22 protein-coding genes are annotated in these 24874 nt (G+C 59.7%); 12 read left to right on the top strand and 10 right to left on the bottom strand.

From position 1 onward, the window contains the following. From sdhA to sdhC, 3 genes are read right to left on the bottom strand one after another with little or no spacing between them, the layout of a single operon-like run. On the bottom strand, nucleotides 1–1773 hold the full coding sequence (sdhA, locus tag KVG87_RS10880) for a succinate dehydrogenase flavoprotein subunit (protein WP_024012149.1): 1773 nt from the start codon (nucleotides 1771–1773) through the stop codon (nucleotides 1–3). Nucleotides 1774–1776: 3 nt separating this feature from the next. Continuing rightward, nucleotides 1777–2145, bottom strand: a complete 369-nt coding sequence (gene sdhD, locus KVG87_RS10875) for a succinate dehydrogenase, hydrophobic membrane anchor protein (protein WP_008049683.1) — start codon at nucleotides 2143–2145, stop codon at nucleotides 1777–1779. After that, nucleotides 2139–2513, bottom strand: coding sequence for a succinate dehydrogenase, cytochrome b556 subunit (sdhC, locus tag KVG87_RS10870; RefSeq protein ID WP_016773673.1), 375 nt, complete (start codon nucleotides 2511–2513; stop codon nucleotides 2139–2141). Before sdhC ends, sdhD begins: the two co-directional genes overlap by 7 nt. A gap of 363 nt (nucleotides 2514–2876) precedes the next feature. Here sdhC and gltA point away from each other — a divergent pair, with 363 nt between their 5' ends. Next, nucleotides 2877–4166, top strand: a complete 1290-nt coding sequence (gltA, locus tag KVG87_RS10865) for a citrate synthase (RefSeq protein ID WP_003222994.1) — start codon at nucleotides 2877–2879, stop codon at nucleotides 4164–4166. Nucleotides 4167–5192: 1026 nt separating this feature from the next. On the opposite strand, the gene KVG87_RS10860 is transcribed toward gltA, so the two are convergent. The 3 genes from KVG87_RS10860 to KVG87_RS10850 form a co-directional block, all read right to left on the bottom strand. Further along, nucleotides 5193–6851, bottom strand: a complete 1659-nt coding sequence (locus KVG87_RS10860; RefSeq protein ID WP_016771015.1) for a cation acetate symporter — start codon at nucleotides 6849–6851, stop codon at nucleotides 5193–5195. Next, on the bottom strand, nucleotides 6848–7159 hold the full coding sequence (locus KVG87_RS10855; RefSeq protein WP_016771016.1) for a DUF485 domain-containing protein: 312 nt from the start codon (nucleotides 7157–7159) through the stop codon (nucleotides 6848–6850). The genes KVG87_RS10860 and KVG87_RS10855 overlap by 4 nt, the downstream gene beginning before the upstream one ends. 241 nt (nucleotides 7160–7400) lie before the next feature. Beyond that, entirely contained in the window at nucleotides 7401–8252 is an 852-nt protein-coding gene (locus KVG87_RS10850; protein ID WP_041479599.1) for a glycine betaine ABC transporter substrate-binding protein, read from the bottom strand. A gap of 297 nt (nucleotides 8253–8549) precedes the next feature. Between KVG87_RS10850 and KVG87_RS10845 the strand changes: the two genes are divergently transcribed. Next, nucleotides 8550–10145: a glycoside hydrolase family 17 protein gene (locus KVG87_RS10845; RefSeq protein ID WP_217850677.1), complete on the top strand. Its 1596-nt coding sequence runs from the start codon at nucleotides 8550–8552 to the stop codon at nucleotides 10143–10145. Between the two features lie 105 nt (nucleotides 10146–10250). Here the strand turns inward: KVG87_RS10845 and KVG87_RS10840 are convergent, their stop codons facing one another. After that, nucleotides 10251–10619, bottom strand: coding sequence for a hypothetical protein (locus tag KVG87_RS10840; protein ID WP_217850675.1), 369 nt, complete (start codon nucleotides 10617–10619; stop codon nucleotides 10251–10253). Nucleotides 10620–10843: 224 nt separating this feature from the next. On the opposite strand from KVG87_RS10840, the gene KVG87_RS10835 reads away from it, so the two are divergent. Next, on the top strand, nucleotides 10844–12142 hold the full coding sequence (locus tag KVG87_RS10835; RefSeq protein ID WP_024012145.1) for a serine protein kinase PrkA: 1299 nt from the start codon (nucleotides 10844–10846) through the stop codon (nucleotides 12140–12142). Beyond that, complete coding sequence (locus KVG87_RS10830) at nucleotides 12135–12923, top strand: MlaA family lipoprotein (protein ID WP_041479602.1); 789 nt, start codon at nucleotides 12135–12137, stop codon at nucleotides 12921–12923. The genes KVG87_RS10835 and KVG87_RS10830 overlap by 8 nt, the downstream gene beginning before the upstream one ends. A gap of 128 nt (nucleotides 12924–13051) precedes the next feature. Here KVG87_RS10830 and KVG87_RS10825 read toward each other — a convergent pair whose 3' ends face one another. Next, nucleotides 13052–13966 carry a DUF808 domain-containing protein gene (locus KVG87_RS10825; RefSeq protein ID WP_217850672.1) on the bottom strand — a complete coding sequence of 305 codons (915 nt, stop codon included), beginning with the start codon at nucleotides 13964–13966 and terminating at the stop codon, nucleotides 13052–13054. Nucleotides 13967–14101: 135 nt separating this feature from the next. Here KVG87_RS10825 and KVG87_RS10820 point away from each other — a divergent pair, with 135 nt between their 5' ends. Further along, entirely contained in the window at nucleotides 14102–14710 is a 609-nt protein-coding gene (locus KVG87_RS10820) for a TetR/AcrR family transcriptional regulator (protein ID WP_041479604.1), read from the top strand. 102 nt (nucleotides 14711–14812) lie between these two features. On the opposite strand, the gene KVG87_RS10815 is transcribed toward KVG87_RS10820, so the two are convergent. Together KVG87_RS10815 and KVG87_RS10810 are read right to left on the bottom strand one after the other, a co-directional pair. After that, nucleotides 14813–15271, bottom strand: coding sequence for an REP-associated tyrosine transposase (locus KVG87_RS10815; protein ID WP_217850670.1), 459 nt, complete (start codon nucleotides 15269–15271; stop codon nucleotides 14813–14815). A 212-nt stretch (nucleotides 15272–15483) separates the two neighbouring features. Continuing rightward, nucleotides 15484–15924: a GlcG/HbpS family heme-binding protein gene (locus tag KVG87_RS10810; RefSeq protein WP_217850668.1), complete on the bottom strand. Its 441-nt coding sequence runs from the start codon at nucleotides 15922–15924 to the stop codon at nucleotides 15484–15486. A 268-nt stretch (nucleotides 15925–16192) separates the two neighbouring features. Between KVG87_RS10810 and gcl the strand changes: the two genes are divergently transcribed. The 7 genes from gcl (at nucleotide 16193) to KVG87_RS10775 (ending at nucleotide 24787) form a co-directional block, all read left to right on the top strand. After that, nucleotides 16193–17968: a glyoxylate carboligase gene (gene gcl, locus KVG87_RS10805; RefSeq protein ID WP_042607573.1), complete on the top strand. Its 1776-nt coding sequence runs from the start codon at nucleotides 16193–16195 to the stop codon at nucleotides 17966–17968. Nucleotides 17969–18178: 210 nt separating this feature from the next. Then, nucleotides 18179–18961, top strand: a complete 783-nt coding sequence (gene hyi, locus KVG87_RS10800) for a hydroxypyruvate isomerase (RefSeq protein WP_056783872.1) — start codon at nucleotides 18179–18181, stop codon at nucleotides 18959–18961. A 119-nt stretch (nucleotides 18962–19080) separates the two neighbouring features. Then, nucleotides 19081–19974 carry a 2-hydroxy-3-oxopropionate reductase gene (locus KVG87_RS10795; RefSeq protein ID WP_056783869.1) on the top strand — a complete coding sequence of 298 codons (894 nt, stop codon included), beginning with the start codon at nucleotides 19081–19083 and terminating at the stop codon, nucleotides 19972–19974. 154 nt (nucleotides 19975–20128) lie between these two features. After that, nucleotides 20129–21403: a glycerate kinase type-2 family protein gene (locus KVG87_RS10790; RefSeq protein WP_217850666.1), complete on the top strand. Its 1275-nt coding sequence runs from the start codon at nucleotides 20129–20131 to the stop codon at nucleotides 21401–21403. Then, nucleotides 21400–22815, top strand: coding sequence for a pyruvate kinase (gene pyk, locus KVG87_RS10785; protein ID WP_150636692.1), 1416 nt, complete (start codon nucleotides 21400–21402; stop codon nucleotides 22813–22815). Before KVG87_RS10790 ends, pyk begins: the two co-directional genes overlap by 4 nt. A gap of 211 nt (nucleotides 22816–23026) precedes the next feature. After that, nucleotides 23027–23941 carry an urea transporter gene (locus KVG87_RS10780; protein ID WP_217850664.1) on the top strand — a complete coding sequence of 305 codons (915 nt, stop codon included), beginning with the start codon at nucleotides 23027–23029 and terminating at the stop codon, nucleotides 23939–23941. Nucleotides 23942–23962: 21 nt separating this feature from the next. Next, entirely contained in the window at nucleotides 23963–24787 is an 825-nt protein-coding gene (locus KVG87_RS10775; RefSeq protein WP_024012136.1) for an ion transporter, read from the top strand. The last annotated feature ends 87 nt before the right edge of the window (nucleotides 24788–24874 follow it).

Raw genomic sequence — 24874 nt, 5'->3', positions numbered from 1 at the left:
TTAATAAGTCCGGACTTTAGGTTCGAAAGTCGGAACAGTCTTCGGCGAGAAGTTCACGGCACGCTTGGTGACGCGCTTGTCACCCGGGAAGTACAGGGTGTGGCACAGCCAGTTTTCGTCATCACGGTCTTCGAAGTCTTCACGGGCGTGAGCGCCGCGGGACTCTTTACGTACTTCGGCCGCGATGGCGGTAGCTTCAGCCACTTCCAGCAGGTTCTGCAGTTCCAGCGCTTCGATACGTGCAGTGTTGAACGCTTGCGACTTGTCGTTGATCTTCACGTTGGCGATACGCTTGCGCAGATCGGCCAGCTGAGCGATGCCCTTCTGCATGTATTCGCCGGTACGGAATACACCGAAGTAGTTCTGCATGCAGCTTTGCAGCTCGCGACGCAGGGTGGCAACGTCTTCACCGTCGGTACGGTTGTTCAGCGCGTTCAGACGCGACAGTGCAGCTTCGATGTCGGACTCGGTAGCGTCGTCGTATTCGATGCCATCGGTCAACGCCTTTTCCAGGTGCAGGCCGGCAGCGCGACCGAATACCACCAGGTCGAGCAGCGAGTTGCCGCCCAGACGGTTCGCACCGTGTACCGATACGCAAGCCACTTCGCCTACCGCGAACAGGCCAGGGATGATCTGGTCCTGACCTTCGGCGTTCTGGGTGATCGCCTGGCCATGAATGTTGGTGGCAACGCCGCCCATCATGTAGTGGCAGGTCGGCACAACCGGAACCGGAGCAACGACCGGGTCAACGTGGGCGAAGGTCTTCGACAGTTCGCAGATGCCTGGCAGACGGCTGTGCAGCACTTCCTCGCCCAGGTGGTCGAGTTTGAGCATTACGTGGTCGCCATTCGGACCGCAACCGTTGCCGGCGATGATTTCCTTGACCATCGAACGGGCAACCACGTCACGACCTGCAAGGTCTTTCGCGTTCGGAGCATAACGCTCCATGAAACGCTCGCCGTGCTTGTTGATCAGGTAACCACCTTCACCACGGCAACCTTCGGTAACCAGTACACCGGCGCCGGCGATGCCGGTCGGGTGGAACTGCCACATTTCGATGTCTTGTACCGGCACGCCAGCACGCAGAGCCATGCCGACGCCGTCACCGGTGTTGATCAGGGCGTTGGTGGTGGACGCGTAGATACGGCCCGCACCGCCAGTGGCCAGAACGGTGGCCTTGGCACGGATGTAGGAGGTTTCGCCGGTTTCGATGCAGATCGCGATCACACCAACGAATTCGCCTTCCTGGTTTTTCACCAGATCAACAGCGTAGTACTCGTTGAGGAACGTGGTGCCGGCTTTCAGGTTGCCCTGATAAAGCGTGTGCAGCAGCGCGTGACCGGTACGGTCGGACGCAGCGCAAGTACGTGCAGCCTGACCGCCCTTGCCGTAGTCCTTGGACTGACCACCGAACGGACGCTGGTAGATGCGGCCTTGCTCGGTACGCGAGAACGGCAGACCCATGTGGTCCAGCTCGAACACGGCAGCCGGGCCTTCCTGACACATGTATTCGATAGCGTCCTGGTCACCGATGTAGTCGGAACCCTTGACGGTATCGTACATGTGCCAGCGCCAGTCATCGTTCGGGTCGGCGGAAGCGATGGCGCACGTGATGCCGCCCTGTGCGGACACAGTGTGCGAACGGGTCGGGAAAACCTTGGTGATCACCGCAGTCTTGTGGCCGCCCTGTGCCAGCTGCAGCGCAGCGCGCATGCCGGCACCGCCACCACCAATAATGATGGCGTCGAAAGAAATCGTTGGAATGTTAGCCATGAATCAGATACCCCAGAGAATCTGCACACCCCAGACGAAGTAAGCGAACATCGCAACGCCGCATACTGCCTGGAAAAGGAAACGTATCGCCGTTGCGGACTTGCCGAACGCCATTGGCGTCAGGTAGTCGGTCGCAATGGTCCACATGCCGACCCAGGCGTGAGCACCCAGAGCAACAAGGGCCAGCAGGCTGAAAATACGCATTCCGTTGTGAGCGAACAGTTCATGCCACTGGGCATACTCGAGGCCAGGGTTGGCGACGATGTATCCGATCAGAAAGATGAAGTAAGCCGCGAGAACGACCGCAGACACACGCTGTGCCATCCAGTCATAGAGGCCCGAACGCGACAGGTTAGTGACGTTAGTTACCATATCCAGACTCCTGCCAGAACGATTACCACCACGGAAACGGCGATAACGATTTTCGAGCCCAGTTTGCCGCCTTCCAGCGTCTCACCGATGCCCATGTCCATGATCAAGTGGCGCACACCGGCTACCAGGTGATACAGCAGAGCGGACAGGATGCCCCAAATCACTAGCTTGGCTAGCGGACTGGTCAGACACGCTTTCACCTGACCGAAGCCTTCCTCGGAGCTCAGCGACTTGTCCAATGCGTAAAGCATGATGGCAAGGCACACGAAGAGGATGACACCGGAGATACGGTGAAGAATGGACGTGTAAGCAGTGACTGGGAGTTTGATGGTCCTTAGGTCTAGGTTTACAGGTCGTTGGCTTTTCACGGCTTTTTTTTCACACTGAAGAGCCCCTAACAATCAGGGCAAAGTTGTTGGGGAGTGCACTGGTCAGGTAACCACCACCCAGGGATGCGACCCCCAATGAAAGCAAGCCCAAAAGCCCTTGGCGGTCGGTGGCCGAGTATAGACAGTTAGGCTACTAATGACAACGCGTTCACCTACCCCCAATAGCGGATTGCACAAGTTGCATAAAAGGCGTAAATGGCAGGCAATTTCGAGGAAAAAGTCGGCTTAAAGCCTTCTGGAGCAAGACTTTAGGCAAATTGACATTCGAATTTATCTCACTATAGTGGTGCGGGCCCTGCGTGGGGGGTCTGTCTGATGGTTCAAGCATAAATAGGAGGCCACATGGCTGACAAAAAAGCGCAGTTGATCATCGAGGGCGCAGCCCCCGTCGAGCTGCCCATTTTAACCGGCACCGTTGGTCCCGATGTAATCGATGTTCGGGGCCTGACGGCCACGGGCCGCTTCACTTTCGACCCGGGTTTCATGTCGACCGCTTCGTGCGAATCGAAAATTACCTATATCGACGGCGACAACGGCATTTTGTTGCACCGCGGCTACCCGATCGAACAGCTGGCTGAAAAGTCGGACTACCTGGAAACCTGCTACCTGCTGCTCAACGGCGAATTGCCGACCGCAGAACAGAAGGCCCAGTTCGTCAGCACCGTGAAGAACCACACCATGGTTCACGAGCAGCTGAAAACCTTCTTCAACGGTTTCCGTCGCGACGCCCACCCGATGGCCGTCATGTGCGGTGTAGTCGGCGCCCTCTCGGCCTTCTACCACGACTCCCTGGACATCAATAACCCGCAGCATCGCGAAATTTCCGCGATCCGTCTGGTTGCGAAGATGCCGACCCTGGCAGCGATGGTTTACAAGTACTCCATGGGCCAACCCATGATGTACCCGCGCAACGATCTGACTTACGCGGAAAACTTCCTGCACATGATGTTCAACACCCCGTGCGAGATCAAACCGATCAGCCCGGTACTCGCCAAGGCCATGGACCGGATCTTCATCCTCCACGCCGACCACGAGCAGAACGCTTCGACCTCCACCGTGCGTCTGGCCGGCTCTTCGGGTGCCAACCCGTTCGCCTGCATCGCCGCCGGTATCGCCGCACTGTGGGGCCCTGCCCACGGCGGTGCGAACGAAGCCGTGCTGACCATGCTCGACGAGATTGGCGATGTGTCGAACATCGACAAGTTCATCGCCAAGGCCAAGGACAAGAACGATCCGTTCAAGTTGATGGGCTTCGGTCACCGCGTCTACAAAAACCGCGACCCTCGCGCGACTGTCATGAAGCAGACCTGCGACGAAGTGCTGAAGGAACTGGGCATCAACAACGATCCGCAACTCGAACTGGCCATGCGCCTGGAAGAGATCGCGCTGACCGACCCGTACTTCATCGAGCGCTCGCTGTACCCGAACGTCGACTTCTACTCGGGGATCATCCTCAAGGCGATCGGCATTCCAACCAGCATGTTCACCGTGATTTTCGCCCTGGCACGTACTGTCGGCTGGATTTCGCACTGGAAAGAAATGCTTTCGAGCCCGTACAAGATTGGCCGTCCGCGCCAGCTGTACACCGGTTACGAGTCGCGTGACATTACCAAGCTGGAAGATCGCAAATAAGGTTTTTTCTTTTTGTGATGGGTTAGTGGTGTGTCAGGAACGGCCTCTTATATAGAGGCCGTTTTTGTTTGTGGTCTCAGCGGCCTTCGGGCCGACTGGTTCTTGGATTCTGGGGGCATATCCGTTGCTGCGGGTGCTGCCGCTGGCGGTTTCGCTCTTACAGCGAGTCACCTTTTTCAGACGCCAAAAAGGTAACCCAAAAGGCTTTGCCCCGGCGTACGGCCCGCTCGCTAAAGCTCGGGGTTCCTTCGTTACGGGACCGATCCGGGCGCAGCGGCTCCGGTTGGCTTCGCTGCACCTACACTCGCTGTGTACGACTGCGTCGTACGGTCGCTGCGCTCCCACCCCCGGATCGATCCCGTAACGAAGCCTGCCGAAGGGGCAAAAGATCAAAAGCAAAAGCCAAAGCCAGATCAAGAGCCCCTCACCCTAGCCCTCTCCCAGAGGGAGAGGGGACTGACCGAGGTGTTTGGGCGAAACACGCCGACTTGCGATACCGAGTCGAATGCAGGTTTTGAACACCACACAAATCGGCTCCCTCTCCCTCGGGAGAGGGCTGGGGTGAGGGGCGAATCCACCGAAAATCTCAAGCCGTGCGACGCTTCTAACCACTCAACAATGAGCGTTAGCTCGAGTGCTTTTGATCTTGATCCACGGGCGACGTCGGAAGGCTGAGCGGAGGGATTGATCCGGGCGTGGGAGCGCAGCGACCGTCTGGCGCAGCCAGACACAGCGGAAGGAGGTGCAGCGAAGCAAACCGGAGCCGCTGCGCCCGGATCAGTCCCGGAGCGAAGGAACCCCGAGCCCCAGCGAGCGGGCCGAACGTAGGAGCTAGCGTTTTTTGCTTACTTTTTTAGGCGCTTGTAAAAAAGTAAGTCGCCGTAAGGGCGAAACCGCCAGCCGCAGCACTGCAAAAAACGGATATACACACCAAACCAACCAATAACCGCCCACAAAAAAAACGCCCCAATCTCTCAATCAGGGCGTTTTCTTGAAGCTTGAAGCTTGAAGCTTGCAGCTGATCTCTTAGTGCGAAACCGCCCCACTCGCCCCCAACCCGGTCTGCGAACGCACAAACTGCGGGAAGAACAGCGCCCGCTCGTTATCCGCAGCCGCCGACTTGTCAGTGATCGAGAAGAACCAGATCCCGATGAACGCAATCATCATCGAGAACAGCGCCGGATATTCGTAAGGGAAGATCGCCTTCTCGTGATGCAGAATCTGCACCCAGATGGTCGGGCCGAGGATCATCAGACCAACAGCACTGACCAGACCCAGCCAGCCGCCGATCATCGCGCCGCGAGTGGTCAGCTTCTTCCAGTACATCGAAAGCAGCAGTACCGGGAAGTTGCAGCTCGCCGCGATGGAGAACGCCAGGCCGACCATGAACGCAATGTTCTGGCTTTCGAACAGAATGCCCAGACCAATCGCCAGCACCGCCAGGGCGATAGTGGTGATCTTCGACACGCGAATCTCATCCTTCTCGTTGGCCTTGCCCTTCTTGATCACACTGGCGTACAGGTCGTGAGAAACCGCCGAAGCACCCGCCAGCGTCAGACCGGCTACCACAGCCAGAATGGTTGCGAACGCCACTGCCGAGATGAAGCCTAGGAAGATGCTGCCGCCCACCGCGTTGGCCAGGTGCACCGCCGCCATGTTGTTGCCGCCGAGCAAGGCGCCCGCTGCATCTTTGAAGGCCGGGTTGGTGCTGACCAGCAGGATCGCGCCGAAGCCGATGATGAAGGTCAGGATGTAGAAGTAGCCAATGAAACCGGTAGCGTACAGCACGCTCTTGCGCGCTTCTTTTGCGTCACTCACGGTGAAGAAGCGCATCAGAATGTGTGGCAGGCCAGCGGTACCGAACATCAGTGCCAGACCCAGCGAGAACGCCGAGATCGGATCCTTGACCAGACCGCCAGGGCTCATGATCGCTTCGCCCTTGGCGTGAACCTTGATCGCTTCGGAGAACAGTGTGTTGAAGTCGAAGCCCACGTGCTTCATCACCATCAGCGCCATGAACGAGGCACCGGACAGCAGCAACACTGCCTTGATGATCTGCACCCAAGTGGTCGCGAGCATGCCGCCAAACAGCACGTACATGCACATCAGCACGCCGACCAGAATCACCGCAACGTGGTAATCGAGGCCGAACAGCAGCTGGATCAGCTTGCCGGCACCGACCATTTGCGCGATCAGGTAGAACGCCACCACCACCAGCGAACCGCAGGCGGACAGAGTGCGGATCTGGGTTTGCCCGAGGCGGTAGGACGCCACGTCGGCAAAGGTGTATTTACCCAGGTTACGCAGACGCTCGGCGATCAGGAACAGAATGATCGGCCAGCCCACCAGGAAGCCGATCGAGTAGATCAGGCCGTCGTAGCCGGAGGTGAACACCAGCGCGGAAATACCCAGGAAGGACGCCGCCGACATGTAGTCGCCAGCGATCGCCAGGCCGTTCTGGAAACCGGTGATCTTGCCGCCCGCCGCATAATAATCGGCGGCCGAATTGTTTTTCTTCGAAGCCCAGTAGGTGATGTACAACGTCGCGCCGACGAAGGCCACGAACATCAGGATCGCCGGAATGTTCAGCGGCTGTTTGGCCACCTCCCCCGTCAATGCGTCAGCCGCCCAGACACTCGGCGCGAAAGCCGCAACACTCAATAGAGCCAGTAGACGCCGGATCATTGCTGAGCCTCCTTGAGAATCGCATTGTTCAGGTCGTCGAACTCGCCATTGGCGCGGCGCACGTAGATGCCGGTCAGGACGAAGGCTGAAATGATCAGGCCGACACCGATCGGGATGCCCCAGGTGATCGAGGATTCAGGACTGAGTTTCGCCCCGAGCACGTGCGGCCCGTATGCGATCAGCAGGATGAATGCGGAGTACAGCCCAAGCATGATTGCCGAGAGAATCCAGGCGAATCGTTCCCGTTTCTGAACCAGCTCCTTGAATCGGGGACTGTTTTGAATCGAGAGGTAAATGCTGTCGTTCATTGTTTTTATCCTCGCAGCACAAATTATTGTTGGAACGTAGCTAATGTATGCGGCTGCGAGAGAGGTTCCAGACGACCTTAGTAGTAGATGGCCATGATGTTCTGGCCATTTTCAAGCACATATAAAAACAACTGTGGGAGCGAGCCTGCTCGCGAAGGCGTCCTATCGATCGATATCGCATCAACTGACAGATCGCATTCGCGAGCAGGCTCGCTCCCACAGGGGTGTGGCGGTGTTGAAATTATTTGGTCCAGTCAGCTACACGATCCGGGTGTTTGGCCACCCAGTCCTTGGCCGCTGCATCAGGCTTGGCGCCGTCCTGAATCGCCAGCATGACCTCGCCGATTTCGTCTTTCGACGCCCACTGGAAGTTTTTCAGGAACTTGGCCACTTCCGGCGCCTTGGCGTCCAGGCCTTTGCTGCCGATGCTGTTCACGGTTTCAGCCTGGCCATACACGCCTTTCGGGTCGTCGAGGAAGCGCAGTTTCCACTTGGCGAACATCCAGTGCGGCACCCAACCGGTGACAGCGATGGATTCGTTTTTCTTCTCGGCGCGGGTCAGCTCGGCAATCATGCCGGCGCCGGAACTGGCCTTGAGGCTGTACTTGTCCAGACCGTAATCCTTGATCGCCTGATCGGTCTTGAGCATTACGCCTGAACCGGCGTCGATGCCGACAATACGGTTTTTGAAGGTGTCGTCGGTTTTCAGGTCTTCGATCGATTTGGCTTTGACGTACTCCGGCACGATCAGGCCGATTTTCGCGTCCTTGAAGTTCGGGCCGTAATCGACGACCTGATCCTTGTTTTTCGTCCAATAGTCACCGTGGGTCACGGGCAGCCAGGCCGAGAGCATGGCGTCGAGTTTGCCGGTGGCCACGCCCTGCCACATGATCCCGGTGGCGACGGCCTGCAGCTTCACGTCATAACCGAGCTTCTGTTTGATCACTTCGGCCGCCACGTGGGTGGTCGCGACGCTGTCGGACCAGCCGTCAACGTAACCGATGTTCAGGGTCTGTTTTTCAGCGTTGGCGAAAGTGGAACTCATCGCAAGCGCCAAAGCGGCACCTGCGCCTAAAAGTCGTCGCATCTTCATCGTTTACTTCCCCGAAATGCTGCGCCCGACGGATGCCGGGCATCGTCAACGTATTGTTATGGTGCACAGCGCCCCCATCACGCCGGACCTCACACACCGAACATCAGCCGATTTTTCAAAAAGGGTACTGATGGTTTGATCATCAACCTCAAGCGGCCGGCGACCTGCTCTGTCAGCGACCTCAAGGCAGCGAGAAACGACATCAGAAAGCCATTAATCAAGCGAGATTAATTGACGCCAGACAATCCGCCCGAACTTTGCATGTACAACGCCTGCGAGCCACCTGCCCTTCTATAAATGCAGGTAACATGCGTCGCTTTGCAGCCACTCGGCCTGACCATGTCCGCGACGTACCGATTTCCTTTTCTGCCTTATCTGTTCACCTGCCTGCTCGGGCTCCTGGCCCTTGGCGGTTTCTGGTATGGCCTCGGCCAACCGGTGATCCTGCCGGACGCTGCAACCCCGACGCACAAGCTGCAATGCGCCTCCTACACGCCGTTCGACAAAGACCAGTCACCGTTCGACGTGCCGTTCAAGTTGCGCCCGGCGCGCATGGATGCCGACCTCGCACTGCTGGCGACGCGCTTTGAATGCATCCGCACCTACTCGATGACCGGCCTCGACGCCCTGCCCGATCTGGCGCGCAAGCACGGTCTGAAGTTGATGATCGGCGCCTGGGTCAACAGCAACCCGGTCGACACCGAGCAGGAAGTCGACCTGCTGATCAAATCGGCCAATGCCAACCCCGACGTGGTCACGGCGGTGATCGTCGGCAACGAAGCGCTGCTGCGCAAAGAGGTCACTGGCGCGCAACTGGCCCGGTTGATCAACAAGGTCAAAAGCCAGGTCAAGCAACCGGTGACCTACGCCGACGTCTGGGAATTCTGGCTCAAGCATCCGGAAATCGCCCCGGCTGTGGACTTTCTGACCATTCACCTGCTGCCGTACTGGGAAGACGATCCATCGAACATCGACGTGGCGCTGCGGCATGTGGCGGATGTGCGTCAGGTGTTCGGCAACAAGTTCGCGCCCAAGGACGTGATGATCGGCGAAACCGGCTGGCCCAGCGAAGGCCGCCAGCGCGAAACCGCCGTGCCGAGCCGGGTCAACGAGGCGAAATTCATTCGTGGATTCGTGGCGATGGCCGAGCAGGAAGGCTGGCGTTACAACCTGATCGAAGCCTTCGACCAACCGTGGAAGCGCGGCAGTGAAGGCGCGGTCGGCGGCTACTGGGGGTTGTTCGATGCGGATCGGCAGGACAAAGGCGTGCTCGCCGGACCGGTGAGCAATGTGCCGTACTGGAAAGAATGGCTGGCAGTCGGTGCTTTGATTTTCCTCGGCACGCTGATCCTTGGTGGACGCGTGCGCAGCACACGTTCGGCGCTTTTGCTGCCACTGCTGGGCGCGGTCGCAGCGTGCTCGATTGGCGCCTGGGGCGATCTGGCTCGATTGACCACACGATTTGCCGGTGAATGGCTGTGGGCTGGCTTGCTGACCGGGTTGAATCTATTGGTCCTCGCGCATGCCGCACTGACACTAAGCGCGCGTAGCGGTTGGCGCGCGCGAGCATTCGATTTCCTCGAGCGCCGCGCCGGCTGGCTGGTCGCGGCGGCTGGTTTTGCCGCGGCGGTGATGATGCTGGAAATGGTCTTCGATTCGCGCTATCGCAGTTTCGCCAGCATGGCGTTCGTGCTGCCGGCGTTGGTCTACCTGTGCCGCCCGGTGAGCGTGCCGCGTCGGGAGATTGCTCTGCTGACCTTTATCGTCGGCGCGGGGATTGCACCGCAGTTGTATCAGGAAGGGATGCTGAATCAGCAGGCGTGGGGCTGGGCGCTGGTCAGTGGTTTGATGGTGATGGCGTTGTGGCGCTGCCTGCGGGTTCGCAACCTCTGATCATCAGAGCGGTTCAGGCCTCTTCGCGAGCAGGCTCGCTCCCACATTGGATCTGTGGCGTTCACAAATCCCCTGTGGAGCGAGCCTGCTCGCGATGACTGATTGTCAGGCGCTGCGGGACTCGCGGACCAGGCGCAACCCGGCAATCACCACCGCAAATACCGCTAACGTGGTGTTGTACAACGCCAGCGCCGGCAGGCCGAACACCAGCGCCAGCACCGCCAGCCACCACCCTGTCCGTCCCGGCAATACAAACGCCAATACCGCCGCGCCCACCGCCGCCCAGCCCAGCACCTTGAAATGAATCATCAGCCCGAGGTTCGACCGCACCAGGCATTCCCAACGACTGGCCTCGTCGACACAGATGCCCACCCACTGCCCGTCTTCCATGAAGCCATAGCGCGCGGCATAACTGGCGGCCAGCCACAGCGGCAACAAAACAAGCAGCACAATCACGGGCAAGCGGCGGGACATGGAGCACTCCAATCTGCGGAAATCGGCGGCCAGCTTAATCTGCCGACCGGCATTCGCAAGCACTAACAACTGTTAACTGTTCAGCGAGCCCTTGCAACGTGTATCGTCCAGCTACTATTACCCCGAATTCCGCCTGTTTGGTGCCGCAGCATGGCACTTTGGCGCACGGCCGGTGGTCATAGCCTGCGAACTTCAATCGGCACCTTCCTCTAAGGGATCTAGTCATGCTCCGTTCCTTGCGCTTCGCCGCGCTGTTCAGCGGCCTTATCTTGAGTGCGTCCGCGCTGGCGGTGGATATCGACGCCGCCAGCTATGGCTACCCGCTGACCAACCCGTTCGAGGCGACGATCGCCACGACACCACCGGACCTGCGTCCGGAGCTGCCGCTGGACGACGACATCAATCAAACGGACCGCAGCCTCACCCTGCGCCCGGAGCGTGAATTCCAGCTGCCGGACAATTTCTGGGCAGTGAAGAAGCTCACTTACCGCATCGCCACGCAGGACAAACCGGCGCCGCTGATCTTCCTGATCGCCGGCACCGGTGCGCGCTTTGACAGCACGCTCAACGAATACCTGAAGAAGTTGTATTACAAGGCCGGCTACCACGTCGTGCAGTTGTCGTCGCCGACCAGCTTCGACTTCATCAGCGCCGCCTCGCGTTTCGCCACGCCGGGCGTGACCAAGGAAGATGCCGAAGACATGTACCGGGTGATGCAGGCCGTGCGGGCGCAGAACCCGAAACTGCCGGTCACCGAGTATTACCTGACCGGTTACAGCCTCGGCGCCCTCGATGCCGCGTTCGTCGCGCATCTGGACGAAACGCGCCGCAGCTTCAACTTCAAGAAAGTCCTGCTGCTCAACCCGCCGGTCAACCTCTACACCTCGGTGACCAACCTCGACAAGCTGGTACAGACCGAGGTCAAGGGCATCAACAACAGCACCACGTTCTATGAACTGGTACTGACCAAGCTGACCCGCTACTTCCAGCAGAAAGGCTACATCGATCTCAACGATGCGCTGCTGTATGACTTTCAACAATCCAAGCAACACTTGACCAACGAACAGATGGCCATGCTCATCGGCACGTCGTTCCGCTTTTCGGCAGCCGACATTGCCTACACCTCGGACCTGGTCAACCGTCGCGGCCTGATCACCCCGCCGAAATTCCCGATCACCGAAGGCACCAGCCTCACGCCGTTCCTCAAGCGTGCGCTGCAATGCGATTTCGACTGCTACATCACCGAACAGGTCATTCCGATGTGGCGCGCGCGCACCGACGGCGGCAGCCTGCTGCAACTGATCGACCAGGTCAGCCTGTATGCGCTCAAGGATTACTTGCACGACAGCCCGAAAATCGCCGTCATGCACAACGCCGACGACGTGATCCTCGGCCCTGGCGACCTGGGCTTCCTGCGTAAAACCTTCGGTGATCGCCTGACCGTTTATCCACTGGGCGGCCACTGCGGCAACCTTAACTATCGCGTCAACAGCGACGCCATGCTGGAGTTCTTCCGTGGCTAAATATCTCCTGCTGATTGCAGCGTTCCTCTGTGCAGGCGTGGCCCAGGCCGACAACAGTAAAGCCGATGCACCGGTGGTGGTCGACAGCGACGGCTTCAAGCAGCCGCTGACCAAACTCAAGTTCAACCCGGGCCTGGATCAGCGCGAATTCGAACGCTCCACGCTCAATGCGCTGAACGTCTATGACCCGCTGGAATCGTGGAACCGCCGGGTCTACCACTTCAACTACCGCTTCGACCAGTGGGTGTTCCTTCCAGTGGTCGATGGCTATCGCTACATCACGCCAAGCTTCGTGCGTACCGGGGTGAGCAACTTCTTCAACAACATTGGCGACGTGCCGAACCTGGTCAACAGCCTGTTGCAGTTCAAGGGCCAGCGCTCGATGGAAACCACCGCGCGCCTGCTGCTCAACACCACGATCGGCATCGCCGGCCTGTGGGACCCGGCCACCGCCATGGGCCTGCCGCGCCAGAACGAAGACTTCGGTCAGACCCTGGGCTTCTACGGCGTACCGGGCGGTGCCTACTTCGTACTGCCGATCTTCGGCCCGTCGAACATCCGCGACACCGCAGGTCTGGCCGTGGATTACACCGCCGACACCGCGATCAACTTCCTCAACGTCGCGGAAGTCAGCTCCAACCACCCGGAAGTCTGGGCCTTGCGTGCAATCGACAAGCGCTACCAGACCAGCTTCCGCTACGGCCAGATGAACTCGCCGTTCGAGTACGAGAAAGTGCGGTACGTCTACACCGAGGCGCGCAAGTTGCAGATCGCCGAGTAAATCGGCTGCCGCAAAACACTGTGGGAGCGAGCCTGCTCGCGAACGCGGAGTATCAGTCTTTATCAATTATTGACTGGACTACCGCATTCGCGAGCAGGCTCGCTCCCACATTTGTTATGTGTTGCTGATTAACCCTTCAGCGCTTTCCAGAGCTTGCCTACGACCGAAACCACCGCCAACACCACAGCCCCGGCAATAATCCCCGCGACACCATTGAGCAGCATCGGCACGGCGAACCCGGCGCTCCCTGCCGCTGCGCCGACACCTTCGATCCAGTGATGCAGCACCGGCACGCCGTGGGTCAGGATGCCACCGCCGACCAGGAACATCGCCGCCGTACCGACCACCGACAGGGTTTTCATCATGTACGGCGCGGCACTGAGAATGCCGCCGCCGATCTTTTTCGCCATCTGCCCGGGTTTCTGCGTCAGCCACAGCCCCAGGTCGTCGAGTTTGACGATGCCCGCCACCAAACCGTAAACGCCCACGGTCATGACAATGGCGATGCCGGACATGACGACCACTTGCTGAGTCAGCGAGGCATCAGCCACGGTGCCGAGGGTGATCGCAATGATTTCTGCCGAGAGAATGAAGTCAGTGCGGATCGCGCCTTTGATCTTGTCCTTCTCGAACGCCACCAGATCGGTCGCCGGATCGGCCACTGCTTCGGTCAACTGTGCGTGTTCTGCCTCGTCTTCCTCTTTGCTGTGCAGAAACTTGTGCGCGAGTTTTTCAAAACCCTCGAAACACAAGTACGCGCCGCCGACCATCAACAGCGGCGTCACCAGCCACGGTACGAAAGCGCTGATCGCCAATGCCGACGGCACGAGGATCAGTTTGTTGACGAACGAGCCCTTGGCCACCGCCCAGACCACGGGAATTTCCCGCTCGGCGCGCACGCCCGAAACCTGCTGGGCATTGAGCGCCAGATCATCACCGAGCACCCCGGCGGTCTTCTTCGCGGCCATCTTGGTCATCAACGCAACGTCATCCAGAACGGTGGCGATGTCATCGATCAGCACCAGCAAACTGCTTCCTGCCATGAATCCTGTTTCCTTCTGTGTATGAATGTTGCCAAGCATAACGCGACCGCCGGCCACAGGCTGCATTGTTGAGCGCCGCTCAAGGCCGGTGCTACCATGCGCCACCGCCAGAACAGGCAAGGAACCACCGGGTTTATGAGCACAATCCGCGAGCGTAACAAAGAACTGATCCTGCGCGCCGCCAGCGAAGAGTTTGCCGACAAGGGCTTCGCGGCGACCAAAACCAGCGACATCGCCGCCAAGGCGGGATTGCCCAAGCCCAACGTCTATTACTACTTCAAATCCAAGGAAAACCTCTATCGCGAGGTGCTGGAAAGCATCATCGAGCCGATTCTGCAGGCCTCGACCCCGTTCAACCCGGACGGTGTGCCGAGCGAAGTGCTGAGCGGCTACATCCGCTCGAAGATCCGCATCTCCCGCGACCTGCCCTACGCCTCCAAGGTGTTCGCCAGCGAAATCATGCACGGCGCCCCGCACCTGAGCGCCGACCTGGTCGAGCAGCTAAATGCCCAGGCCAAGCACAACATCGCCTGCATCCAGAGCTGGATCGACCGCGGCCAGATCGCCCCGATCGACCCCAACCACCTGATGTTCAGCATCTGGGCCGCGACCCAGACCTACGCCGACTTCGACTGGCAGATTTCCGCAGTGACCGGGAAGGACAAACTTGATGAAGCCGATTATGAAGCGGCGGCGCAGACGATTATCCGGTTGGTGTTGAAGGGGTGTGAGCCGGATCGGTGAGATCGGGGGAACCGCTTCGCGAGCAGGCTCGCTCCCGTATTTGGAATGCATTCCCCTGTGGGAGCGAGCCTGCTCGCGAATGGCCGCACCGCAGATCTCAACTCATAACCAGATCGAATCCCACAACGGATAGTCGCCAAGGCTTTTGACCAGCCCTGCCCGCAATGGGTTGGCAATGACATACCGAGCCATCTTCACCAGATTCTCCTCTTTACGCAGTGCCCGGTCATGGAAGCCAGGTTGCCAAAGGCTGGACTTTCTACCGGTCGAAAGCTTTACCGCTTTGGTGCTGAGGGATTTAGTTCGCTGCATCAATTCGCCGAGCGAGCCACTCTTCAATTCAATCAGCCAGTGAAAATGATCTGGCATTACGACCCAAGCCAGAGAATTGGCCAATCCCGTTTCCTCAGCTGCCCGAAATTGGTTTACAAGCAATCTGCCGAGGAAGAAATCGCTGAATACAGGTTCTCTCCCGGCGGTATTGGCGGTCAGAATGTAAATGCGGTTGTGTTCTGAATAGCGTCCGATGCGCAAGCGATGTGAAGCAGATAAACCCGGCATTCCGTTGCCTTCTCATATGTTGATCATGAGAAGGCTAGCCGTGGAGATGGCAAAGGGAGCGCCAGACTTTTAGCAAGATGTGTAGCGCAGATCCTATTCGCGAGCAGGCTCGCTCCCACAGGGGGCTTCAGGTGTTCAGACATTTTGTGTCCAACCCTGATCCAATGGGGGAGCGAGCCTGCTCGCGAAAGCGGTTATTCAGACACTGACATTCAAACAGCCACCCCACCATCCGCCCTCAAATCCAGCGCTTCCACCGCTCTGATCGCCACCTGCTCATCCACATCCGACAAATCCCCACTGATCCCGATCGCGCCCAGCACTTCACCGGCCTGGTTGCGAATCAACACCCCACCCGGTGCCGGCACAACGCTGCCCTGCCCCATGCTGTTCAACGAAGAAAAAAACGCCGGGCGTTGTTGGGCGTCCTGGGCGAGCAGGCGTGAGCCTTTACCCAAGGCGATGGCGCCCCAGGCTTTGCCGATGGCGATGTCGGGGCGCAGCAGGCTGGCGCCGTCTTCGCGTTGCAGGGCGATCAGGTGGCCGCCGTTATCGAGTACCGCGATGGTCAGCGGTGCGGCGTTGATACCGCGTCCTGCGTTGATGGCTTCGCTGACCAGGTTGACTGCGACTTTCAAGGTTAAAGCGCTCATGGTGCCGTCCTCATTTTGTTATAGGGAAAGTCGTGGGACTGCGCGTTCGTGCCGCAGTCCGATGACACAAATAGAACACAATGAGTTATTTTTTTGTATACAATAATTATCGAAAAGCGCCACATGCGACGAAAAGCCACAGCACAGCGGGCTTCCGACGAATGAAACAGGCGCTTGAGAAAATGGATTGACCTGCGCCGTCCGCCGTGAATACACTCTGCGCAAAGCCACTTGTATACAATTACAAAACGTAAAGAGGCACAAAACCATGAGCAAAATGAGAGCAATCGAAGCCGCCGTTCTGGTGATGCGCCGCGAAGGGGTTGATACCGCTTTTGGCATCCCGGGCGCAGCGATCAACCCGCTGTACTCCGCCTTGCAGAAGGTTGGTGGCATCGATCACGTCCTTGCTCGCCACGTTGAAGGCGCCTCGCACATGGCCGAGGGCTACACCCGCACCAAGGCCGGCAACATCGGCGTGTGCATCGGTACTTCCGGCCCTGCCGGTACCGACATGGTCACCGGGCTCTACAGCGCCTCGGCCGACTCGATTCCAATCCTCTGCATCACCGGGCAAGCACCCCGCGCCCGGATGCACAAGGAAGATTTCCAGGCTGTCGACATCACCAGCATCGTCAAGCCAGTGACCAAGTGGGCAACCACGGTTCTGGAGCCGGGCCAGGTGCCTTACGCGTTCCAGAAAGCCTTTTATGAAATGCGCTCCGGCCGTCCAGGCCCTGTACTGATCGACCTGCCGTTCGACGTGCAGATGGCCGAGATCGAATTCGACATCGACGCTTACCAACCGCTGCCATTGGCCAAACCGACCGCAACCCGCGTGCAGGTCGAGAAGGCGCTGGCGCTGCTGGATCAGGCCGAGCGTCCATTGCTGGTGGCCGGCGGCGGCATCATCAACGCCGACGCCAGCGACCTGCTGGTCGAGTTCGCCGAGCTGACCGGCATTCCGGTCATCCCTACCCTGATGGGCTGGGGCACCATCCCTGACGATCACCCGCTGATGGTCGGCATGGTCGGTCTGCAGACTTCGCACCGTTACGGCAACGCGACGATGCTGAAATCCGACGTAGTGCTGGGCATTGGTAACCGCTGGGCCAACCGCCACACCGGTTCGGTGGATGTCTACACCGAAGGTCGCAAGTTCATTCACGTCGACATCGAAGGCACGCAGATCGGTCGTGTGTTCACCCCGGATCTGGGCATCGTTTCCGACGCCGCCGCAGCGCTGACTGTGTTCATCGAAGTCGCCCGTGAATGGCAAGCCGCCGGCAAGCTGAAGAACCGCAGCGCTTGGCTGCAGGATTGCCAGCAGCGCAAGGCCAGCCTGCATCGCAAGACCCACTTCGACAACGTGCCGGTCAAGCCGCAGCGCGTTTACGAAGAAATGAACCAAGTGTTCGGCAAGGACACCTGCTACGTCAGCACCATTGGTCTGTCGCAGATTGCCGGCGCGCAGTTCCTGCACGTCTACAAGCCGCGTCACTGGATCAACTGCGGTCAGGCCGGCCCGTTGGGCTGGACCATTCCGGCGGCGCTGGGCGTGGTGAAGGCCGATCCGAACCGCAAAGTCGTGGCCCTGTCGGGGGACTATGATTTCCAGTTCATGATCGAAGAACTGGCGGTCGGCGCTCAGTTCAAACTGCCGTACATCCACGTCGTGGTGAACAACTCGTACCTGGGCCTGATCCGTCAGGCCCAGCGCGGGTTCGAAATGGACTACTGCGTGCAGCTGTCCTTCGATAACCTGAATGCGCCGGAACTCAACGGTTACGGGGTTGACCACATCGCAGTCGCCGAGGGCCTCGGCTGCAAGGCGCTGCGTGTGTTCGAACCGTCGGAAATCGCCCCAGCCCTGCGCAAGGCCGAACAGATGATCGAAGAGTTCAAGGTGCCGGTGATCGTCGAGATCATTCTGGAGCGTGTGACCAACATCTCCATGGGTACCGAGATCAACGCGGTCAACGAGTTCGAAGACCTGGCACTGGTCGGCAATGACGCGCCGACGGCGATTTCGCTGCTTGATTAACTGCTGACCGCTCTCCCTGCGGGAGCGAGCCTGTGTGGTGAGGGGATTTATCCCCGTTAGGGCGCGAAGCGGCCTCAAAACCTGAAACCGCGGCGTATCAGGTACACCGCATACAATGGTTTACGACTGCTTCGCAGCCGAACGGGGATAAATCCCCTCGCCACAGCTCGCTCCCCCAGGGGATCCTCACAAGATTTACGGGAGACCACCATGCCGCGTTTCGCAGCCAACCTGTCCATGCTGTTCACCGAACAGGATTTCCTTGCCCGTTTCGACGCCGCCGCCAAGGCCGGTTTCAGTGGCGTGGAATACCTGTTCCCGTACGACTTCAGCTCGGCTGAAATCAAGGCAAAACTCGAGGCCAACGGGCTGACCCAAGTGCTGTTCAACCTGCCGGCCGGTGACTGGGCCAAGGGCGAGCGCGGTATTGCCTGCCTGCCGGATCGGGTCGAAGAATTCCGCGCCGGGGTCGATCTGGCGATCGCCTACGCGCAAGTGCTGGGCAACACTCAGGTCAACTGCCTGGCCGGTATCCGCCCGCAAGGCGTTGACGATGCCACAGTGGAAAAGACCTTCGTCGCCAACCTCAAATATGCCGCCGACAAGCTGCAAGCGGTGGGCATCAAACTGGTGATGGAAGCGATCAACACCCGCGACATTCCCGGCTTCTACCTGAACAACACGGCGCAGGCCCTGTCGATTCGCGAGCAGGTCGGCAGCGCCAATCTGTTCCTGCAATACGACATCTACCACATGCAAATCATGGAAGGCGATCTGGCCCGCACCCTGCAATCGCACCTGGGCGAGATCAACCATGTGCAGCTCGCGGACAACCCGGGGCGCAACGAGCCGGGCACTGGTGAGATCAACTACCGCTTCCTGTTCGAACACCTTGATCGCATCGGTTATCAGGGTTGGGTTGGTTGCGAGTACAAACCGCTGACCACCACCGAAGCGGGCCTGGGTTGGTTGAAATCACACAACGCAATCTGATTGACCACGCATTGCAAAAAATCTGGGGCAGCTGCGCTGCCCAACGGGGATAAATCCCCTCGCCACAAAAGCTCACCAGCCATGGGTTGGGGGCACGACAAAAACAAGAGGATTTTCTCATGGCTAAAATCGGATTCATCGGCACCGGCATCATGGGCCACCCAATGGCGGCGAACCTGCAGAAAGCCGGTCACAGCCTGTTCCTGTCGCAACACCACGACGCGGCCCCGGCCGATCTGGTCGCCGCTGGCGCCGTCGCCCTGGCCAACCCGCGTGAAGTGGCGCAGGAAGCCGAATTCATCATCGTCATGGTTCCGGATACCCCGCAGGTCGATGACGTGCTGTTCCGCGCCGACGGTGTTGCCGCCGGTATCGGCAAAGGCAAAGTGGTCATCGACATGAGCTCGATTTCGCCGACCGCGACCAAAGCCTTCGCCGCCAAGATCAATGAGAAAGGCGCGCAATACCTTGACGCGCCAGTGTCCGGCGGTGAAGTCGGCGCCAAGGCCGCGACCCTGAGCATCATGGTCGGTGGCGACGCCGATGCCTTCGAACGCGCCCTGCCGCTGTTCCAGGCCATGGGCAAGAACATCACCCTGGTTGGTGGCAATGGCGATGGTCAGACCGCCAAAGTGGCGAACCAGATCATCGTTGCGCTGAACATCCAGGCCGTTGCCGAAGCCCTGCTGTTCGCCTCGAAAAACGGTGCCGATCCGGCCAAGGTGCGTGAAGCGCTGATGGGCGGTTTCGCTTCTTCGAAGATTCTCGAAGTGCACGGCGAGCGCATGATCAAAGGCACCTTCGACCCGGGCTTCCGCATCAGCCTGCACCAGAAGGACCTGAACCTGGCCCTGCAAGGCGCCAAGGAGCTGAACATCAACCTGCCGAACACCGCCAATGCCCAGCAGGTATTCAGCACCTGCGCGGCCATCGGTGGCAGCAACTGGGACCACTCGGCGCTGATCAAGGGCCTTGAGCACATGGCCAATTTCTCGATTCGCGACAAAAAATAAAGTCTGCACAAAACCCTGTGGGAGCGAGCCTGCTCGCGAAAGCGGCTTCACATTCAACATCCATGTTGGCTGACATACCGCGTTCGCGAGCAGGCTCGCTCCCACAAGGGTTCCGAGTTGCCCTTTCGAATAACAAGAATTCCGGGAGCCCGCCATGTCGGTCGATCCGCAACAACTGCTGCGCGAGCTGTTTGCCACAGCCATCGACGCGGCTCATCCGAACCAAGTCCTCGAAGCCCATTTGCCTGCCGATCGCAGCGGTCGGGTGATCGTCATCGGCGCCGGCAAAGCCGCTGCTGCCATGGCGCAAGTGGTCGAGCGCTGCTGGCAGGGTGAAGTCACCGGCCTGGTGGTGACCCGCTACGGCCACGGCGCTCCGTGCGAAAAAATCGAAGTGGTCGAAGCCGCACACCCGGTGCCGGATGCGGCGGGTCTGGCCGTGGCCAAACGTGTGCTGGAACTGGTCAGCAACCTGACTGAAGACGACCGCGTGATCTTCCTGCTCTCCGGCGGCGGCTCTGCCCTGCTCGCCCTGCCAGCCGAAGGCATCACCCTTGCCGATAAGCAGTCGATCAACAAAGCCCTGCTCAAATCCGGCGCGACCATCGGCGAGATGAACTGCGTGCGCAAGCACCTCTCGGCGATCAAGGGTGGGCGTTTGGGCAAGGCCTGCTGGCCGGCGACGGTTTATACCTACGCGATTTCCGATGTGCCGGGCGACCTCGCCACCGTCATTGCCTCCGGCCCGACCGTGGCCGATCCGAGCACTTCGGCCGAGGCGCTGGCGATCATCAAGCGCTACGGCATCGACATTCCCGCCTCCGTGCGTACTTGGCTGCAAAGTCCGGAATCGGAGACGGTCAAACCCGGCGACCCAAGCCTGGCGCGCAGCCACTTCCAGTTGATCGCCCGCCCGCAGCAGTCGCTGGACGCGGCGGCGGTGAAATGCCGTCAGGCCGGTTTCAGCACCTTGATTCTCGGCGACCTCGAAGGCGAATCCCGTGAAGTGGCGAAAGTTCACGCCGGCATCGCCCGACAGATCATCAACCACGGCCAGCCACTGGCGGCGCCCTGCGTGATTCTCTCCGGCGGTGAAACCACGGTAACCGTGCGCGGCAATGGCCGTGGCGGGCGTAACGCCGAATTCCTCCTCAGCCTGACCGACAGCCTCAAGGGCCAGCCCGGCGTCTACGCGCTGGCCGGCGACACCGATGGCATCGACGGCTCGGAAGACAACGCCGGCGCGATCATGACCCCGGACAGCTACGCCCGCGCCGCCGCACTGGGTCTGAGCGCCAGCGACGAGCTGGATAACAACAACGGCTACGGCTACTTCCAGGCGCTCGATGCGCTGATCGTCACCGAGCCGACCCGCACCAATGTCAACGACTTCCGCGCCATTCTGATCCTTGAGAACTGCAAATCATGACGCCTGATAAGAAGGTCAAAATTCTCGCCACCCTCGGCCCTGCGGTCGACGGTATCGACGACATCCGCGAGCTGGTCGAGGCCGGGGTCAACATCTTCCGCCTGAACTTCAGCCACGGCGATCACGCCGACCACGCCAAGCGCTATCAGTGGATCCGCGAAGTCGAGCGTCAGCTCAACTACCCGCTGGGCATTCTGATGGATCTGCAGGGGCCGAAACTGCGTGTGGGCAAGTTCGCTGACGGCAAGGTGCAGTTGCATCGCGGTCAGGCGTTCCGCCTCGATCTCGATACGACACCGGGCGATGAGCGCCGGGTCAACCTGCCGCATCCGGAGATCATTGCTGCGCTGGAAGCCGGTATGGATCTGCTGCTCGACGACGGCAAGCTGCGCCTGCGCGTGGTCACCAAATACGCCGATGCAATCGACACCAGCGTGCTCAACGGCGGCGAACTGTCCGATCGCAAAGGCGTGAATGTGCCGCAAGCGGTGCTCGACCTCAGCCCGCTGACCGCCAAGGATCGCCGCGATCTGAGCTTCGGTCTGGAACTGGGTGTGGACTGGGTCGCGCTGTCGTTCGTACAGCGCCCGCAGGACATTGTCGAAGCCCGCGCACTGATCGGCGACAAGGCATTTCTGATGGCGAAAATCGAGAAGCCTTCGGCGGTCGAGCAACTGCGTGAGATTGCTGAGTTGAGCGACGCGATCATGGTCGCTCGCGGTGATCTTGGTGTGGAAGTGCCGGCGGAAAGCGTGCCGCAGATTCAGAAAAACATCATCACCACTTGCCGTGCGCTGGGCAAACCGGTGGTGGTGGCGACGCAGATGCTCGAGTCGATGCGTTTCTCCCCTGCCCCAACCCGTGCCGAGGTGACTGACGTCGCCAATGCCGTGGCCGAAGGCGCCGATGCGGTGATGCTCTCGGCGGAAACCGCGTCCGGCGAATACCCGCTGGAAGCCGTGCAGATGATGAGCAAGATCATCCGTCAGGTTGAGAACGGCCCGGATTATCAGACCCAGCTCGACGTCAGCCGCCCGAAAGCCGAGGCGACGGTTTCCGATGCGATCAGCTGTGCGATCCGCCGGATCAGCAACGTGCTGCCTGTGGCGGTGCTGGTCAATTACAGCGAGTCGGGCGCCTCGACGTTGCGCGCATCGCGGGAACGGCCGAAAGCACCGATCCTCAATCTGACGCCGAACCTGCAAACCGCGCGGCGCTTGAGCGTGGCGTGGGGCATTCATTCGGTGGTCAACGATCGCCTGCGTCAGGTCGACGAAGTCTGCTCGACCGCGCTGGAGATTGCTCAGGCGCAAGGCATGGCCGAGCGTGGCGACACGCTGCTGATCACCGCCGGCGTGCCGTTCGGGCAGCCGGGGTCGACCAATTCGCTGCGCATCGAGACGTTGATTTAACCCACCCTAAAAGTGGGTGCATAACCTTGTGGCGAGGGGATTTATCCCCGTTGGGCTGCGAAGCGGCCCCCCATCGGAGAATGCGGTTTCTCTGTGGAAACCGTCACACCCTCAAAAGCGACGACTGCTGCGCAGCCGAACGGGGATAAATCCCCTCGCCACAGGGACTTGCAAGACCTTTTGATGTTCCAACTGCCCAGATTTTCTCAACATGCCTGCCAATCACTTCAACACCCACTGCCCCGACTGGGCCGAGGCTTTGCTCAACGGTTTCAGTCAGATTTTCTTCCAGCGCCATCCGCTGTGCGGCCTGCTGTGTCTGTTGGCGATTCTGCTGACGGCGCCGGTACTCTTCGCCGGGGCGCTGCTCGGTGGCGTCGCCGGTCTGCTCACCGCGCAACGGCGCAACTACGCCAAGGCCGATCGCCAGGCCGGTCTGTTCAGCTACAACGGCGTGCTGCTCGGCCTGCTGCTGAGCCTGTATTTCCCATGGTCGCCACTGCTGCCGCCGTTGATTCTTGCAGCAGGCGGCTTGAGCGCGATGCTCACGCAGCAATGGCTCAAACACGTGTACCGCAGTCGCGCCATACCGGCGTATACCTCGCCGTTCGTGGCGCTCAGCTGGGTGCTGCTGATGTTCGCCGAGCCGTCCGCGCCGGCGGCATCGGTCGACCTGAACACGACAAATCTGCTGGCCGCTGAACTGCGCGGATTCGGCCAGGTGATGTTTCTCGACCATCCATTGGCCGGGGCGTTGATCGCCAGCGGTTTGCTGCTCGCCGATCGCCGCGCGTTCTGCTGGGCGCTGCTGGCGTCGGCGATCGGCCTCGGCTCGAGTCTGCTGCACCACGACACGTCCGCCGCACTGCTCGGGCTCGGTGGCTACAACGCTGTACTCGCCGCCCTCGCCTTCAGCTCGCAACGGCAACATCCGTGGCTGCCGCTGCTCGCAATTGTTCTGGCGCTGCTGGTGACGCCGCTGTTTGCCGCCCTTGGATTGGCGACGCTGACCGCGCCGTTCATCCTCGCCTGCTGGTTGATTCGTGCCGGTATTCAAATGCTTGGCAAAGCGTCGCTTGCGCATGAGTCTTGCGCTCACGAGGAGAATCACCCTAGGCTGCGCTGATCTTCGATTCAGGCGTTATCCATGGACAGCAGCAACAATTGGCGCGAACGGCTCTACGTCATGATTTTCCAGAGCGACACTCCGGCCGGGCGTCGCTTCGACGGCATCCTGCTGGTGATCATCCTCGCCAGTCTGGTGATCGTGATGCTCGACAGTATCGACAGCATTCACCGTAATTACGCCGATGTTCTGGCCTATATCGAGTGGGGCTTCACGGCGATTTTCCTCGGCGAATACATCCTGCGTCTGTACTGCTCACCCAAGCCGCTGCGCTATGCCTTCAGCTTTTATGGCCTGGTGGATCTGCTGGCGATCGTGCCGGGCATCCTCGCGCTGTATTACAGCGATGCGCAGTATCTGCTGATCATCCGCATCATTCGGATGCTGCGGATTTTCCGCGTACTCAAGCTCAGCCCGTATCTCAAGCAAGCCAACTATCTGATGTCGGCGCTGCGTGGCAGCAAGCAGAAAATCGTCGTGTTTCTGGTCAGCGTGTGCACGCTGGTGACAGTGTTCGGCACGCTGATGTACGTGATCGAAGGCCCGGAACATGGCTTCACCAGCATTCCCAAAGGCATCTATTGGGCGATCGTGACCTTGACCACTGTGGGCTTCGGCGACATCGTGCCGAAGACGCCGCTGGGCCAGGTGATTTCCTCGCTGGTGATGATCACCGGTTACTCGATCATCGCCGTGCCCACAGGGATTTTCACCGCTGAGCTGGCCAACGCCATGCGCGGCGAACAGCTGCAACATGACTGCCCGGGCTGCCAGAAAAAGAGCCATGAACAGAGCGCAGCGTTCTGTTCGCGCTGCGGCAGTCAGCTGTTCAAGAAAGTGGAATAAGCACAGAGCTTTTTAATCTTTAAGCGACTATGCGAGGCCCGCTATAGTCGCTGGCAAATGGCCTCACTTTTTACACAACACCCCCAC

It is taken from the genome of Pseudomonas siliginis (assembly GCF_019145195.1).
GTDB classification, from domain to species: domain Bacteria; phylum Pseudomonadota; class Gammaproteobacteria; order Pseudomonadales; family Pseudomonadaceae; genus Aquipseudomonas; species Aquipseudomonas siliginis.
Note: the sequence above shows the minus strand (reverse complement) of the source record. Positions and strands in the feature narration are given on the sequence as shown.

Excerpts from the sequence above, each read along its gene's own strand:
- KVG87_RS10790 (WP_217850666.1), top strand. The coding sequence starts at position 20,129 with ATGTCGGTCGATCCGCAACAACTGCTGCGCGAGCTGTTTGCCACAGCC.
- pyk (WP_150636692.1), top strand. The coding sequence starts at position 21,400 with ATGACGCCTGATAAGAAGGTCAAAATTCTCGCCACCCTCGGCCCTGCG.
- KVG87_RS10835 (WP_024012145.1), top strand. The coding sequence starts at position 10,844 with ATGCTCCGTTCCTTGCGCTTCGCCGCGCTGTTCAGCGGCCTTATCTTG.
- sdhD (WP_008049683.1), bottom strand. The coding sequence starts at position 2,145 with ATGGTAACTAACGTCACTAACCTGTCGCGTTCGGGCCTCTATGACTGG.
- KVG87_RS10780 (WP_217850664.1), top strand. The coding sequence starts at position 23,027 with ATGCCTGCCAATCACTTCAACACCCACTGCCCCGACTGGGCCGAGGCT.
- KVG87_RS10855 (WP_016771016.1), bottom strand. The coding sequence starts at position 7,159 with ATGAACGACAGCATTTACCTCTCGATTCAAAACAGTCCCCGATTCAAG.
- gcl (WP_042607573.1), top strand. The coding sequence starts at position 16,193 with ATGAGCAAAATGAGAGCAATCGAAGCCGCCGTTCTGGTGATGCGCCGC.
- KVG87_RS10795 (WP_056783869.1), top strand. The coding sequence starts at position 19,081 with ATGGCTAAAATCGGATTCATCGGCACCGGCATCATGGGCCACCCAATG.
- KVG87_RS10840 (WP_217850675.1), bottom strand. The coding sequence starts at position 10,619 with ATGTCCCGCCGCTTGCCCGTGATTGTGCTGCTTGTTTTGTTGCCGCTG.
- KVG87_RS10850 (WP_041479599.1), bottom strand. The coding sequence starts at position 8,252 with ATGAAGATGCGACGACTTTTAGGCGCAGGTGCCGCTTTGGCGCTTGCG.
- sdhA (WP_024012149.1), bottom strand. The coding sequence starts at position 1,773 with ATGGCTAACATTCCAACGATTTCTTTCGACGCCATCATTATTGGTGGT.
- KVG87_RS10815 (WP_217850670.1), bottom strand. The coding sequence starts at position 15,271 with ATGCCGGGTTTATCTGCTTCACATCGCTTGCGCATCGGACGCTATTCA.
- KVG87_RS10775 (WP_024012136.1), top strand. The coding sequence starts at position 23,963 with ATGGACAGCAGCAACAATTGGCGCGAACGGCTCTACGTCATGATTTTC.
- gltA (WP_003222994.1), top strand. The coding sequence starts at position 2,877 with ATGGCTGACAAAAAAGCGCAGTTGATCATCGAGGGCGCAGCCCCCGTC.
- KVG87_RS10820 (WP_041479604.1), top strand. The coding sequence starts at position 14,102 with ATGAGCACAATCCGCGAGCGTAACAAAGAACTGATCCTGCGCGCCGCC.
- hyi (WP_056783872.1), top strand. The coding sequence starts at position 18,179 with ATGCCGCGTTTCGCAGCCAACCTGTCCATGCTGTTCACCGAACAGGAT.
- KVG87_RS10810 (WP_217850668.1), bottom strand. The coding sequence starts at position 15,924 with ATGAGCGCTTTAACCTTGAAAGTCGCAGTCAACCTGGTCAGCGAAGCC.
- KVG87_RS10845 (WP_217850677.1), top strand. The coding sequence starts at position 8,550 with ATGCAGGTAACATGCGTCGCTTTGCAGCCACTCGGCCTGACCATGTCC.
- KVG87_RS10825 (WP_217850672.1), bottom strand. The coding sequence starts at position 13,966 with ATGGCAGGAAGCAGTTTGCTGGTGCTGATCGATGACATCGCCACCGTT.
- KVG87_RS10860 (WP_016771015.1), bottom strand. The coding sequence starts at position 6,851 with ATGATCCGGCGTCTACTGGCTCTATTGAGTGTTGCGGCTTTCGCGCCG.